Source organism: Haloarcula onubensis, from assembly GCF_031624605.1.
In the GTDB taxonomy this organism is placed as follows: Archaea; Halobacteriota; Halobacteria; order Halobacteriales; family Haloarculaceae; genus Haloarcula; species Haloarcula onubensis.
Window position 1 is genome coordinate 127,638 of record NZ_JAMQOS010000006.1, and the last position, 13,770, is coordinate 141,407.

General features: G+C 52.6%; 14 protein-coding genes. 5 read left to right on the forward strand and 9 right to left on the reverse strand.

Annotated elements, in window-relative coordinates; all coding sequences use genetic code 11:
• Positions 1-144 precede the first annotated feature (144 nt).
• Positions 145-1,068 carry an ArsR family transcriptional regulator gene (locus NDI86_RS17220; RefSeq protein WP_310901610.1) on the forward strand — a complete coding sequence of 308 codons (924 nt, stop codon included), beginning with the start codon at positions 145-147 and terminating at the stop codon, positions 1,066-1,068.
• A 96-nt stretch (positions 1,069-1,164) separates the two neighbouring features.
• On the opposite strand, the gene NDI86_RS17225 is transcribed toward NDI86_RS17220, so the two are convergent.
• The 6 genes from NDI86_RS17225 to NDI86_RS17250 form a co-directional block, all read right to left on the reverse strand.
• Positions 1,165-2,625 (reverse strand): AAA family ATPase, encoded by a 1,461-nt coding sequence (locus NDI86_RS17225; protein WP_310901611.1) that lies wholly within the window; start codon positions 2,623-2,625, stop codon positions 1,165-1,167.
• Between the two features lie 305 nt (positions 2,626-2,930).
• Entirely contained in the window at positions 2,931-3,173 is a 243-nt protein-coding gene (locus tag NDI86_RS17230; protein ID WP_310901612.1) for an Ig-like domain-containing protein, read from the reverse strand.
• Between the two features lie 260 nt (positions 3,174-3,433).
• Entirely contained in the window at positions 3,434-3,865 is a 432-nt protein-coding gene (locus NDI86_RS17235; RefSeq protein WP_310901613.1) for a type II toxin-antitoxin system VapC family toxin, read from the reverse strand.
• Complete coding sequence (locus NDI86_RS17240) at positions 3,865-4,113, reverse strand: AbrB/MazE/SpoVT family DNA-binding domain-containing protein (protein WP_220599921.1); 249 nt, start codon at positions 4,111-4,113, stop codon at positions 3,865-3,867. The genes NDI86_RS17235 and NDI86_RS17240 overlap by 1 nt, the downstream gene beginning before the upstream one ends.
• 92 nt (positions 4,114-4,205) lie before the next feature.
• On the reverse strand, positions 4,206-4,784 hold the full coding sequence (locus tag NDI86_RS17245; protein ID WP_310901614.1) for a DUF7437 domain-containing protein: 579 nt from the start codon (positions 4,782-4,784) through the stop codon (positions 4,206-4,208).
• Between the two features lie 56 nt (positions 4,785-4,840).
• Complete coding sequence (locus NDI86_RS17250; protein ID WP_310901615.1) at positions 4,841-6,301, reverse strand: hypothetical protein; 1,461 nt, start codon at positions 6,299-6,301, stop codon at positions 4,841-4,843.
• Between the two features lie 667 nt (positions 6,302-6,968).
• Between NDI86_RS17250 and NDI86_RS17255 the strand changes: the two genes are divergently transcribed.
• A complete protein-coding gene (locus NDI86_RS17255; RefSeq protein WP_310901616.1) occupies positions 6,969-8,177 on the forward strand; it encodes an orc1/cdc6 family replication initiation protein in 1,209 nt (402 codons plus the stop codon).
• Positions 8,178-8,433: 256 nt separating this feature from the next.
• The gene (locus NDI86_RS17260; protein ID WP_310901617.1) at positions 8,434-9,003 is read left to right on the forward strand and encodes a hypothetical protein; all 570 of its coding nucleotides are present in this window, start codon (positions 8,434-8,436) and stop codon (positions 9,001-9,003) included.
• A 402-nt stretch (positions 9,004-9,405) separates the two neighbouring features.
• On the opposite strand, the gene NDI86_RS17265 is transcribed toward NDI86_RS17260, so the two are convergent.
• Positions 9,406-10,419: a DNA polymerase sliding clamp gene (locus NDI86_RS17265; RefSeq protein ID WP_310901618.1), complete on the reverse strand. Its 1,014-nt coding sequence runs from the start codon at positions 10,417-10,419 to the stop codon at positions 9,406-9,408.
• Positions 10,420-10,589: 170 nt separating this feature from the next.
• On the reverse strand, positions 10,590-11,618 hold the full coding sequence (locus NDI86_RS17270; RefSeq protein ID WP_310901619.1) for a transcription initiation factor IIB: 1,029 nt from the start codon (positions 11,616-11,618) through the stop codon (positions 10,590-10,592).
• Between the two features lie 681 nt (positions 11,619-12,299).
• Between NDI86_RS17270 and NDI86_RS22240 the strand changes: the two genes are divergently transcribed.
• The gene (locus tag NDI86_RS22240) at positions 12,300-12,644 is read left to right on the forward strand and encodes a DUF7344 domain-containing protein (RefSeq protein WP_470303458.1); all 345 of its coding nucleotides are present in this window, start codon (positions 12,300-12,302) and stop codon (positions 12,642-12,644) included.
• Positions 12,583-13,014, forward strand: a complete 432-nt coding sequence (locus NDI86_RS17275) for a HalOD1 output domain-containing protein (RefSeq protein ID WP_310901620.1) — start codon at positions 12,583-12,585, stop codon at positions 13,012-13,014. The genes NDI86_RS22240 and NDI86_RS17275 overlap by 62 nt, the downstream gene beginning before the upstream one ends.
• 213 nt (positions 13,015-13,227) lie before the next feature.
• Here the strand turns inward: NDI86_RS17275 and NDI86_RS22245 are convergent, their stop codons facing one another.
• The gene (locus NDI86_RS22245; protein ID WP_470303452.1) at positions 13,228-13,632 is read right to left on the reverse strand and encodes a DUF7344 domain-containing protein; all 405 of its coding nucleotides are present in this window, start codon (positions 13,630-13,632) and stop codon (positions 13,228-13,230) included.
• Between the last annotated feature and the right edge of the window lie 138 nt (positions 13,633-13,770).

Sequence of the window (13,770 nt, forward strand, 5' to 3'; positions counted from 1 at the left end):
ACCGGACTCGCGCTCTCTAAATCAGTACTAGTGGGAACACCTGCTGTCAGTTCGGCGATAGCAACAAACCCTCTTGAGAAACAACGGTTGGGTGTCGCAAAATACCGAAGTGATCTATATGTCGGTTCGCTAGTATGCAACAGTATGCTCACAGAAGGCGAGATTCGCGCCCTCACTGCCCTCCACGGTGAGCAGACACTCTCTGAGCTCGCGGCGAATCTCGATCGAAGTCTCAGCTATACCTCAGAACTCGTCGAACAGCTCGAAACGTCTGGACTCGTCGAGACACGTCGACAAGGAAAAACAAAGCAGATTCGACTATCGGACGCAAAAGCACTCGAATTACTCGCCGCTCTCACGCAGCAGTATTCACACATCGACTGGCCGGAGCTGTTGTCAGGGGCTGCCCTCCGTGTTTGCTACTTTCTCGATAGCCCACGGACTGTTACCGAAGTCGCACGCTACGCCGATGTCCACAGGAGTACCGTCCACCGTGCGCTTTCCCCGCTTCAGCATCGCGGAATCGTCTACCAAACCGACAATGGGACGTACGCACTGAATGACGGCTTCGAACAGTTGAATGCATTCGCTCGTGAGCTTGCCCATCACGGTCACCGCCAGACTGTCGAACAACAGGCCAACACGTACACCATTCTGTGGGAAGCCCTCGACGAGTTCCTTGTCCAGACGACGACTGAGATTACCGAAGAACACTTCATTCCGACAGGGCCGGACCAATTCCAGCGATATGACCTGCCGCTGTTGGCCCGTGACCGCCGATACTACCTCTATTCGAAGACGATGAGTGAACTCTCACCGGAGATATTGTGCTGCCATATGCTCGTGATTGATTCGGGTGCACGGGCTCAGTCATATTGCCTACTCTTGCTCAGTCACGCCAGTATCGACAGGGACGAACTCCGAGCTCAGGCCACCAAGTACGGCGTCGACGACGTCGTCGACGATCTTTGCACATACCTCGACACCAGCGGAGACCAGCGGACGTCTCGACTTCCCGAGTGGGAGGACTTCCAGGAACTAGCTGAAAAGTACGAGGTGACGCCATGAGTGCGCGATTTGATAGCAGTACGTAACACAGACAGAAGATGGGCAAGTAAGTATGACGACGGATAGTGGCTACCTCCCTTCCCGCCGTAGGCAGATTCACAAAATATCGTTCAGCGTCTCGTGAGCATCTTCTGGATACTGATTGGGTTCTGCCACAGCCCAGAGTTCGTTTTTTGTAGCGGCTTTCGGTGACGCGCCGTCTTCGATGTGTTCACAGAGGATTGTGAGATTCCGTGTGCTGAGAGTCGGCCAGTTCTCGTTTTCGCGAGTCTTGTGAGCAAATCGGACGATCCGTTTCAGCGTCGTACGGTCAACAACTTCGGTCTCACCGTTGACCTGCGGATACAATGTCTCGACTTCCTCGTCGATATCTTGGATGTACGGCTGCTCGAACGACCGAAAGCGCCCTCTGGTCGCCGAGTTCATCGGTTCCGAGTCTCTGTATTCTCTGGTTGGCGGATTCATCGTAATGATGAGTCGCGCCGAGGGGTGTGGTTCGACGAGTTCGCCGTGGCTCTTGACCAGGAGTGTCCCCTCGTTCAGAAGTCGGTGCAGCGCAATCGCTGCTCCGGCTTGCATGACAGGGAATTCGTTGATGACGATTGTATCGCCGTTGATCAGCCCCTGTTTCACGGCGCCGTTGCGTGGGACGATCACGTCGCCGTCGGGAACAAGTGGCCCAAAGAGGTCCTCGGGCTCCGTCGCCCGGTCGACGTCGATGGACTGATAGCCACGATTTGTCTTGTGGCAGAGGTACTTGATGAGATAGTTCTTGCCCGACCCTCGCGGTCCTACCACTCGGATAGGAACGAGTCCTCGTGAGAGTTTCTTCGCAATGAGTTCGTCGAGTGGGAGCTGAAGACGCGGATCGAGGGGGACAGCGGGAGGGATAACCTCCCCATCTTCGTCAACAGGCAGGGCATCGTAGCTGGCATTGGGGTGAGTCTCTGCTTTGGGAACACCTGGGTAGTCCGGATTATCGAGGATATGCAATCCAGTCAGAACTGGATCAGTCTTGTTGCGACCGACATCAGAGACGTACATCCCGCGTTCATCCCCAGCATCCCATCCTTTAGAGAGGTAGCGCGGCTCACCGACTGTCTCTGTAATGTTGGTTAGATCAGTAACGCGGGCCTCACCCACGCCACTTGCTGGATTGCTTCGCTGAGCATAGTACGACGCCGCTCGCTCGGCCAGCGCATGACCAACAGGAACGTGTTGCTTAGCTTCCGCAACGATAGCCTCAGCTCGGCTCTCAGTGAGGGTACTAGTCAAGTGTTCGAGGTGGTCGATGTCAGCCTCCGAGAGCGCCCGAAAGCCAGTGTAGCCGGCATCCTGAAGTGCATCGTTGATTGAATCGGTTACAACACCGAGGATACGGAAGTCTGTATTGCCGTCTGTTTGACGCTGACCAAATGCGGCAGTAATCACTTCGGGTTCCTCTCCCTGCGGAACGACGTTGTCGATAGTTGCGCTACCGCTACTTGAGCGTGTGAGTGTGTAGATTCCGCTCGTCTCTCCTTCGTCAATGAAATCGGCTGCTTGCTGATCGCTCAAATCGGTGAAGTCCGAGACGCGGAGTGTGACCCTTTCTACAGGTACGCTTCCTCCCTCGACTTGCAGGAGTCGATGTACTAGATGGGAGAGAATCCGCTGTCCCCCCGGAGACCCATCGCTACTCGTCTGTGTTGTGGATGAATTGGCAGACATGCTTCTATGTGTGGAGGCGTGTTCTGGACTCCTCATCCAGTAGGGAGGCATAAATTCAGCTCTAAACCAGTCGTCCGCTGCGCTATTTCTGTCGAAATCCTATTAGTTCGGTAGCAAATGGGACGAAGCGACCGCTTGGTAAGAACGCGTATTTACCCACAGTCCGGTCCCGAAATTCGGCTATTCCCGGGCTCTCGAATTGTGATAATCAACGCCGTGGTACAGACAACAGTGATCGTTTTTGAAAGTTCCTGTTCTCCATCAATCACTGCTTGAACGTCGTATTCACCTTCGCCGACGACATCGGAGATAGCTAAATCCTCGTCGCCTGCCACATCAAATGTGTCCTCGTACACGGCTGATGCTGTTTCAGTATCAGTAATTTCAACGGACACGCGGTGTTGGCTTGCCTGATGATTGTAAATGTGTAGTCCCGCTTGGTCACTTTCCAGTACCGAGCACCCCGCAATGGCTGTCACCGCTCCGATTCCAGCAATGCGGCTTAGAAATTCTCGACGTGACCGAGACTCCGGCATTGATCGAGTATTTCGCTCCTTTTGACAAGTGCTTTGTCTGTATCGAACGATTCGTTGTACCGTGTTGATCACGAAGCATCTCGACAGAGCCGCTGAATTGCAAGTCCCAACTACTGTGTCTATTGGTCAAACGGATTGTCCGGCGTGGTTAGACGAGTGATCTCAGGAACACCGTCGAATCCGTCATCGAAGCTGTAGAGATACTCAATGTTCTCACGCTGCATCGCTGCCACGATAACAGCGTCAGTTAACGAGAGCGATTCGTACTGACGGAACACCGAACGGCCGGCGTCAAAGTCAGATTTTGGTGTCTGTTTGAGTGAGAATCCGCTACTTTCGATGAGTGCATCCAGCGTCTCAGTAGCGACGTCATGCCCACCCCGGGCTTGCAGATAATTGATGACCTCTTCAAGGACATCACTAAGGACATATGCTGTGGGGAGTTGGCCCTGATCGATAGCTTCGGAGATAGCGGCACCTCGCTCGTGGTTCTGGTCGCGAGACAGTCGGGCGGCAATGAGAACATTCGCGTCAACCACGACTGCGGCCATCAATAGTCTCCGGCGATGAGATCGTGGTCCTCAGCGGCGTCAGTTGCTTCACCGACATCAACTGGCTCTAGCTCTGAAAATGCGCCATACTGTTGCTTCACGAGTTTAACAGAGAGTGCCCCATCCTCGTCGACGTGCCAACGGAGTTTATCGCCTGCCTCAACACCTGCTTCTCGGCGTACTGCTGCTGGAACCGTGACCGAGTAGCTCTCGTTCACCGTAGTTTCGTCTTCGACTTCCTGAGACATGGTGAGAGATTACAGTTGCTCGCAAAAATAATTTGCCTCCAAATTTGAATGGCCTCCCAGGGTATGTCGTAATTTGACGCCGTTCACGTCTGCTATCTTTCGTCAACCTCAGCTTCCACCTCTTCGAGATCAAGACTCTGTTCTGGATCCGGTTCGACATCAAGAAGCACGTCACGCAGTTCCTGTAGAACGGTCTCCGCTTCGAGGACAGGTATTTCCTGCTCGCGTGCCATAAGTCGGGCGTTCATCTGACCCTGAACGTAGTTACGAGCGTACTCAAGTGCGCCTGCAAGCCCGCCTGTGCCGTGACGGTCTATAAACAGTCGAAGATTCTCATTCGTTTCACTGCGAGCTAGAGCAACGAACAGCGCCGGCGTAATCTCGTAGGTTTCATCTCCGGCTTGGACGTTGAGATCGATCTCTCGGGCCTGATATCGGTGTGGTTGCGTTTCAGTAACGCGCTCAAGGATGTCACTCTCGACTAGGTGCTTCACGTCTTCATAGACAGTGGTGGTCGAACTATCAAGATCTTCAGAGATTTCCTCCACAGTCGGAGTATCTAGTGTAAGCACCTGAGCGTAGATTTGGGCATACCGCTTATTCGCCACGACATCAGATACTGCGAGCATCGAATCGAGGGGATGGGAGTGTCGAGCAGGGGCCTCGGACATATATTATATTTTCCGCGGAATCTATAATATAGTGTCGCCGTGCTGCTGCAGATCAGTCATCCCAAGTGGTCCAATTGCCGCTGAACACCGTGTTGGACACGCTGCGCCTGCTTGTTCGAGAGGTCCACTTCCGAGTCAACGGAGATTCCAGGAACGTCAGCGAGATCTTCTAACGAGTCAGAGAGTGTCTGCTGGTCCTCAGGTAGCACTCGGTCAGTTGAATCGGTAGTTTGCTTGTCGTGCTCCTGCATGGCCAGTTGAATCATCATCGACGGCGTCCGGTAGAGCTCGCCCGCAACTTCGATGTACTCTTGATAGGAATTCGAAGCCATCGACCCATTGTACTCTTCAAGAAGCGCAATAAGCAACGACAACTGGATATTGAACACGGTTGGGCGAGTTGTCGGACGGGCAATTGTCTGTGCTCGATTCGCCGCCCGTTCGGCGTACTTCTTCGCGATCCCCCAGTACGTGTAACACTCCTGCAGACTGAACGGGAGTTCTTCGAAGTCATACGCGATTGCCCGCGACCGCTGAATTGCCGTTTCGACTGTGACCATCCGGGTATCGATGTCGTCGTAGATCGACCGCCACCACTCGTTGATAGGAGTCCGATTGTTTGCCCGTTCGTGATCCGCATCAGTCGCCTTTCCGTAGTGACGGCGGGTGTATCGCTTTCCCGTGTCGGGAAGGACAGTTCCAGAAGCAGGGAAGAATAGAACAGGCCGTGCCCAGAGTGTCTGTGTTCCCCGGAAATCGTAGCCAGTTTGAAAGCCCCCATACACCACTGTTTCCGGAGCTTCGTTTTCGAGTGTGGCAGCTGTGAGACCATCGTCATCCAGCTCTTCCAGATCTTCCTCACCGGCAGAGACGACACGGCGAAGACTCGGACAGACGACGACCATCTTCAATAGTCCACCCCAATCCCGGTAGGAAGCCCATCCGAATACGTCATCTTCTCCCCGTTGCTGGAGGGCACTGATAATTGGGAGATACGCCTCTTGCGGATTGATGATGGTGTATGAGTCGCTGGCGATTTGCCACCGGAATTTGACATCGTAGCCAAGAGCGTGCAACGCTTTTCGTCGCTCGTCGACGATGTCCTGGTGGTCCTGTACTCCCACCACAGGTTCAGCAGCCGACCGTTGTGCTATCGTCTCCAGAGCTGAGCCAGTGCCTCGTTCCAGACCCTCGATATCCAGCCCCTCGACGGAGCGTATAGTGTCGATATCAATGTCTCCGGAAGTCCCGATAAACTCATTTGTCGCCCATAGTTCACCAGAAGACGCTGCTGGGAGTGCCTTTACGACATCCTTGAACGTCCGTGGAGTACTCGACCGACACCACATGTTACTCTCGAGTTCGTTTGGATAGTCCTGAGAATCGTGTTCAGTGAGACCAGCGAATCGAAGGACAGATTCCTGTTTCAGAAGGTCGGCTATCGGTACAGTTGGCGGGTCGTTCTTCTGTGAAGTTGGTTCAGCCGATCCATCGGCGCTCTGTTCACTGGATGTCACTGCGCTCTGCTGGTCAGAACGTGTGGGTGAGTTTGCTGACATTGTACTGTGGTATTGTATAAAAGAGAAAGGGAGAGCCGCAAATGGAGCAGACAGCGGAGTGGGAGTGTGATAAGCCTGACCGAGACTTCTCGGGTGTTGATTTAGAGAGAGCGCCACTGGACTCAGGAGTGTTTCCAGTCAGGCATCAACCCCACACCGCCTCGGGGGAAACAAATCTGCAGGTAATGGAAGCGGCTATTGTGCCAATTGAAATATCAGTATCTGGAAGGTCAGCAGACGACACACACACCTGATTTTGAGTAAGGAATGTAGAGCCAGTGGGTTAGGGGGTCGGATACTGATGTCTAGGGCGGTTATCTTACTCCAAACTAGGTGTGTCTCTCTAGTCTAGCTATTCTAGTAAGTAGTAATGTAGTAGTTGTAGAAGTTATGAACCAACAAGCACAGCTCTAACTGCGGTTCTTTCCGACCTCACCCCTCTTCTATTTCTTACTCCAAATTTGGTGTGTGTCTCTGTAGTCCCTTACTCAAAATCTGGTGTGTCTCGACTGAGTTTTGCATAAGACGGAAATCTATATATCAAGATTCTCAGGGCCTATATTCACACTATTACTCCTAACTCGGTCCCAATCTTTATTGCGGTTACAGCTGTTTGACTCCGACAATGGATAGCGAAGACGGGTCAGACACCATCCACAGTGTCTTTGAGAATGTCGACGAAGGTGGTGGGGGAATCTTCGAACAACGGGAGATACTCCAAATCGACTATGTCCCCAGTGAGAAGCGCATCGTCGGTCGCGATGAGCAAATTGAGAAGGTGGCAGAAGAGATCGGGCCAATAGTCGTTGGTCAGCCACCGAATTCGATCATCATCTACGGGAAAACGGGTTGTGGAAAGTCCCTCGTCGCAAAGCACGTCTCAAAAATCGCTAAAGAAGAAGCTGAGAATCGCGGTGTGAGGCTTGCAACGGGATACGTCAATTGCCAGCAGGCAAAGGGTAACTCCGACGCCCTGAGCAAGTACGGTCGGGCAATCAACCCACCAGAGAGCAGTATGACGTTCCCGGCCCGGGGAATTTCCGAGAATGAGTATTTCGAGCGAGTCTGGTCGGTGCTGAACGAGTTCTACGATGCTGCGATCATCATCCTCGATGAAGTTGACAAACTCAATAACGACGACCTGTTGATGGCGCTTTCTCGGGCAGGAGAAGACGGGAGTGTGGATGTTCCGATTGGCGTGATTGCAGTGTCGAACAAAATTAACTACCGGGAGAAAATGAGCGAGCGGACAAAGAGCTCTTTCGGGCACAACGAATTCATCTTTGAGCCCTACGACGCCAGTCAAATCCGGGAAATTCTCCAGAATCGGACTGATGCCTTTGCCGATGGAGTTCTCGACGACGGGGTGATTCCTCGTGCGGCCGCTCTGAGCGCGAAAGAACACGGAGATGCTCGAAAGGCTATGCGACTCCTTCGGTATGCCGGTGACCAGGCAAATAAGGAAAACGCCGACCGGGTGAAGGAATCTCACCTCTCCGATGCACGGGCTTCGGCGGAAGTTGATCGTCTACTCGAACTCATATCGGGATTGCCTCCTCACAGCAAGCATGTCTTGATTGCGCTGGCGAATCTCACGAAAAACCAGCCTGAGCGGGAGTGGTTCCGGACGATGAAGATACGCGAGACGTATCTCGGCGTGTGTGAGCAGAGTGGTGCCGATCCGCTATCAGCTGAACGAACACGGCAATTGCTCAACGAACTCTGTTTCCTGGAGATTGCGGGCAGCCGACGGGGGACTGGTGAAGGAAAAGGACACTACAGCCAGTACACTCTCCTGTGGGATGCGGATATCGTCCTCTCTCTGGATGCCTGATTCCTCAATTCCGCCCCTTCAGTCCGCTTTTCTCTGATCTGCACATTTTGAAAGACAGTATCGGCGGTGAGCCGGGCTTGATGACTGCGTGTATTACGACACAGAGGCTTTCTTGAAACCCTCAGTAGGTGATAGATTCTGGCTCTGCGCGGTCAATACAGAAAGGAAACGTCCCGCTCAGTACAGATAATCGATAAAATGACAAATGGTGGTGTCAGGAGAAAACACTTACCGCACGCTGTGTTTTAAAACTCATATGAATTATAAAAGAGTGAGTTTGCTTTCGTGTATTGTCGGGATTTTGCTCATTCTTGTTCCAGTATTATATCAAGATTTTCTGATGGATATTGGTGTCGCACCAGTGCTTGATCCAATAAGAGCGGTTGGCTTGGGTGGTGGCTATCCAATCGGTGTTGGTAGTGCTGCGGTGACTATTGGCATTGCAGTCGCTTGTCACATGCATATTAATCAACCAGCGACAACTATTTTCCTTGTAAGCGGGTTTACAGGTGCTCTTCTTGGGATTAGTGCAATTTTAACCCTATATCCTCTCATGTCCGTTGTCGGGGCCATTCAGATTGGGCTTGCCGGAGCCGCGCCAGGATTCGCATCTGTTCGCGGCGCTGCAACTGAGCAAATTCACCGCAATCTCAGCATGGCACTGGTCATTTGTTTGCTGTCTCCGTTCGCTGTTCGACAGATTTTCCGGGGGGCAACTTACGGTGGTTTGGGTGGATTTATTAGCTATGTGATTGTTATAGCTATTATCGTGTACACTGCTGTTCTTTCCTATCCGTTCTTCCAACTTGGACGAAGCGCTCAATAAGCAGTTCTACTGACTGACTGTATCACACGAGAACCCATCTGAAGGATTGGATTTCAACAGAGCCGACACAGATAACCTCCAAATCGGGAAAACAGAGATAGTTTAACCAACAGTGGCATAGAGTAGGGGCCTTGTGTTGGTTAATCCGTGAGAGAGCTGGACCCACCGATTTCCGCGTGAACCATCGAACATTCGGCTACCCATCGCATCCGTTGCAACAGTCATGTGAAAGCAGGCGTTCTGGTAGACCACAGCAACCACAGATCGGACACTCGGTTAACGATGCCGGCGGCAGAGAATCGCATTCTCGAATTGCCGCTTGGAGATGCGCGATTACATCTGGAGATTCCGCCCGCGTCAATGCCTGTACGAGATGCATTCGGAGCCGCTCTCTGGCCGTCATCAGGTCTCGATACGTGGTGCCACCATCGCTGCGACACTACACTCGCCGTCTGCAATTTCGTAGTCTACCAGCATCGGGAATTGGTCTCCGAATGTGAGAGTGACATCGTCAGTCTTGGGGAGCTTTTTCGAGATGTTCTTGATATAGTCGAGACTGAATAGTGCTCGCCCGTCAGCGGCGTCTAGACTCTCGTATTCGTCAGCAGTGAGTCTGAGCGAGACGTCATCGGTATCGCCTTCAGCTTCGATGAACAGTGTCTTGTCAGCTTCTACGCAGCGGAATCCGATGTGATCGGAGACCATGTCAGCAGCCTTCACCGCTCGCGATATCTGGCTCCCCTCGACGGTAAGGCTGATTGGGAGTTCCATCTCCGGAATTTCGGGCTCCTGCCGTATACTATCGGGGTCGATACACGCCATCGTGAACTCGACACCGTCGATGACGATGAGAAGCTTGTACGTGGAAGTGTCGAACGAAACCTGGACGAGATCATCTTTCTTTGCGAGTTTGAGAACGGACTCGAATCGCTCTAGATTGACTCCCAGCAGGCCGTCACCGGACTCGTAGGATTCGAATGCAGCAGCCGACAGCTCTAGATCGTACATCGCGACGTTCGCTGGGTCAACCGCTCTGCTAGTAATGCCGTCCGATCCAACGGTCAGTTTCGCCTCGTCGACGATGACTCGCAGCGTTGAGACGAAATTCTTGAGTTCGCCACCCAAGATCGCAGCCTGGAAGCGCTCTGGAGGGCCCGTGAGTACGCTTTCCTCCTCAGTCTCATCTTCGGCATCAGCTTCGTCGGAAGCCTCTGCTATCGACTCTCCACTGGTGTCTTGCTCGTCGGTCAGGTCGGCTGCCGGCTCACCGTCGATATTAGCCTCACCATCGACGTCTTCGTTTGTTGTGTCAGTAGCGTCTTCTTCAACCGTACCTTCCGGGTCGGTTTCGATTTCCAGATTGTCGATATCTTCTTCGGGCTGTGCGTCCGCTGTGGATTCAGTGTTCGTGCTCATAATCGATTAGTTGCTCTGCGATAGATTCGCAGTGGCGGGAAAGTCCAAGGATGCAGTGGCTCCTTGGTAGCACACTTGCAGGCTTATCTCCCCTCACCGCATCGGGGGTGACAAATCAGCAGTGGAGATATTCTTCTTCAATCTTCCTACGCTACTGCTTGGCCGGATTACTACCGGGTGTGTAACGTAGGGATCGTGTCGGCGTTCTCGCACAATTTGCCTTCCTCTTCGAGCTCCTGAAGCTTCCGCCAGATCGTTCGAATGGTGAGTGCGGAAGTGAAGCCAGCTTCAGCAATGGCCTTTTGAGATGCGCGTTTTTCCCCGGTTTCAGCCTGTTGAACGTGATATAATGCGGCGGCTGCAACCCCCGACGGAGGTCGTCCATTCGAAACTCTGCCGACCGCAGGACAAAGAAGCAGCTCTCGGGCACGTTGTTCAACGTGATTGGCCGCCCCGATTACCGACGCAATACGTGGGAGGAAATCTTGCGGAAGGGGTGGTGGGATTGCTAATTCCAATTCCCGATTCAGCTGCGTATAGGCGTTATTGATCGCATCACTGTCGACACGGGCTACGTCGGCGACCTCACTTCTATGCCGGGGTAGCTGTTCCAGTCGGCAGGCAGCGAAGACACTACCACTGGCAATCGCCTCGATAGAGCGACCCTTGAGCAAGTTCGCATCCCACGCTTTCCGATAGATATCCACGGCTTCGTCGAATACCGAGTCAGAGAGGTCTATAACGCTAATTAACCGAGCAATTTCGCTAAGGCCATCCCGCAGTGACTTATCTCGTTTTGAGGGAACTTTCGACTGAGCATCCCAGCGACGGAGGCGCGAAAACAGCCGTTGAGTATTCGCATCGAGCGGGTTTCCGGCGCCGTCCCGGTAGTAGCCGATATCGGTCGAGAGGCCTCGGTCGTGAAGCCGATGGGTGGTTGGAGAGCCAGTCCGTTCGGGCTCACGTCCACTCTCGGTGTAGTTCCACCTCCGGCGACGATCAAGGTCGTCACGGTGGACAACGAGGCCACATCCCTCGCAGTACGTTTCGTTTTGTTGAACGACCAAGTCGTCGCTCTCACACTCAGGACAGCAGCGCTCAGATGCTAGCCGGGCCGTCGGCGTTTCTTCCGTAGAGCGTTTTGAGCGGTCTTGATTCTGATGTCGATGACCGGTTGTGGGTGAAGATTCTGTAGACATTGGTTACGGGACAACAGTTCGTCGGCCCCTATCCCAGGGGGGGGGGCGCACAAATGGGCGTGGAGAATTTTTTCGCTACGAATCCGTACAGTTCCGGCTCTGTTGAAATCCTCAGCCGCTAATAGCTTTTTCAGGCCGTGCTGAATACAGGGCACAAGTCGGCCAACAGCCCGCAAATTATTGAACAACTCGCATAGTCTTTGCTGGTGCTGGCCACAAGTGGAACCGATTGAAATGGCTGCTGAGCTGGCGCAGCCGATGACCCCGACGCCTGGGCCGGGAGAGGTAAATGTCCAGCACGGGTTGGACGGATATGTTACTACAAGGCCCACATATGCAGTGGGCAGCCATTGTAAGCAATTGAATGACGCTCGAACACCGATACTGCTGCTGCCGGACACAAAGCTGGCCCTTTAGACGGTAACAAACTACCAAGCAGATATAACCGCAGCTGGTATTCATATCTGACGCAACCGTGAGTCAATACACTAAATCACCATAATAAACACTCGCAATCAGCGAAATCAGTTATATTCTCACATAGCCGAGCGTAAGCCCATGGTCGAAAGGAGTGACCACAATATTCCCAAAACCGGGCAGGTAGATCCACATACGATTGAACATTTCGCATCTAAACTTGGATTCAGTGACAATACCCATTATTTGGAACAAATGTTGTCGATGCCGTCAGTTGCCTTCGAAGTCTTTTCGCAGAGCCAGCGCCGTCACGTGATTCAGTATTTAATCGATAACGGGACCCCAGTATCGATACAAGAGCTATCGGAATACGTCGCTGCCCGCGACCGACAAACATCCTCGGCAGCTATTACAGCCGGTGAACGTGACGAAGTCTGTGCACGACTTATCCATGTACACCTCCCGAAACTAGTCGCATTTGAGCTAATCGAGTGGATTCCTGAGCGGGGAGAAGTACTGTTACACGACGAGTTCAGCGGAGAAACAGATGTCAAAAGAGAACCTCCAAGATCAGAACGAAAATTTCGAGAATCACAGGGCACCCGGTGAGTCCTTCCTTATGTCTGGGCGCAAGGGACCCTCAGATCACATCACAATTAGCGACTTCGCTGACACAGAGCCAAAGTATCAAGCCCGCTTCGTTGGCCGGCCCAGCAAAGCGGTTATCGAGGCGATGGTCACGCTCCAAGGTGCGGATCTGGCGGACCTACCGGTTGCATACAGCATTATTGACCTCGATGCCCTCGATAATTTGTTCCAGAATCCGATGAACATGGATTTCCCGGGTGAGATTAGCTTCTGCCTCGGCGAATACCGATTCTTCCTCTCCTCGGATGGCAGCGTGGACGTATACGATCTGTCGGACCTGCATGACTCAAAGGACTCGGTAATCGACGATGAAGAGTCTGAGAGGGAATAAGGAATCCCTTGTCGCCATTACACTGCTAAGTCTATTGTTCGGACGCCTGCTGTAGTGTCTATGTTCTATCGACGGTGTGAATCGAACATTAATGGCTTGGCTACTACACCTTCTGTATCGGTCCCGCCAGACTGACAAACATAGAGTACTCCGAACAAGAACTGCTGCATAGAACGCGCCTGTCGGTCACTTGATTTCGAGAATCACAAAGAATCATTTCTCTTTCCTGCCGGTTCGAGGTCGAAACATTCGTGATAACAACCCCTGTTTTTTTATTGCGGGATCAAACTCAAGATAGGCATGAAGCTGCTGCCAAGGCCCTGTGAGTCGAATTGTTTTTTTGACTTCGTTGGACTCCAACACCCCTGCTTCAACGAGTCGAGGGACGTGTGTTTGGTGTAGCGATACGTACACTGCTTTTCGTTTGCCTGCGTTACCATCTGCATCGTGTTCACTAGCGGCGATCTCCATAGTGATATCACCCATCGTCGACTCACCACCCGACTCTTTGAGGAGACGAAGCAACTCTCGCCTGCGCTTCGCTGAAAGCAGTGTGAATATTTTGTCTTCTGACAAACTCTCCCCCTCGATTGATGGCTTTTTGTCGTTTATCGGCACAGAATCCCCTGGTAACAGTTCTAATTCAGGAGATATTAATATTGTTTTACCATGCTACTGCGTTGGGTACCATTTCGGTGTTTGAGTGACAGATATTGTCCCAATATTTACTGACCAGCGCCTATATCGCTATCATCA

Bases quoted from the DNA above. Each gene is read 5' to 3' on its own strand.
- NDI86_RS17265 (WP_310901618.1), bottom strand. From the start codon at position 10,419: ATGAGCACGAACACTGAATCCACAGCGGACGCACAGCCCGAAGAAGAT.
- NDI86_RS17275 (WP_310901620.1), top strand. From the start codon at position 12,583: ATGTCAAAAGAGAACCTCCAAGATCAGAACGAAAATTTCGAGAATCAC.
- NDI86_RS17270 (WP_310901619.1), bottom strand. From the start codon at position 11,618: ATGTCTACAGAATCTTCACCCACAACCGGTCATCGACATCAGAATCAA.
- NDI86_RS17240 (WP_220599921.1), bottom strand. From the start codon at position 4,113: ATGTCTCAGGAAGTCGAAGACGAAACTACGGTGAACGAGAGCTACTCG.
- NDI86_RS17220 (WP_310901610.1), top strand. From the start codon at position 145: ATGCTCACAGAAGGCGAGATTCGCGCCCTCACTGCCCTCCACGGTGAG.
- NDI86_RS17235 (WP_310901613.1), bottom strand. From the start codon at position 3,865: ATGGCCGCAGTCGTGGTTGACGCGAATGTTCTCATTGCCGCCCGACTG.
- NDI86_RS22240 (WP_470303458.1), top strand. From the start codon at position 12,300: ATGCCGTCAGTTGCCTTCGAAGTCTTTTCGCAGAGCCAGCGCCGTCAC.
- NDI86_RS17260 (WP_310901617.1), top strand. From the start codon at position 8,434: ATGAATTATAAAAGAGTGAGTTTGCTTTCGTGTATTGTCGGGATTTTG.
- NDI86_RS17245 (WP_310901614.1), bottom strand. From the start codon at position 4,784: ATGTCCGAGGCCCCTGCTCGACACTCCCATCCCCTCGATTCGATGCTC.
- NDI86_RS17255 (WP_310901616.1), top strand. From the start codon at position 6,969: ATGGATAGCGAAGACGGGTCAGACACCATCCACAGTGTCTTTGAGAAT.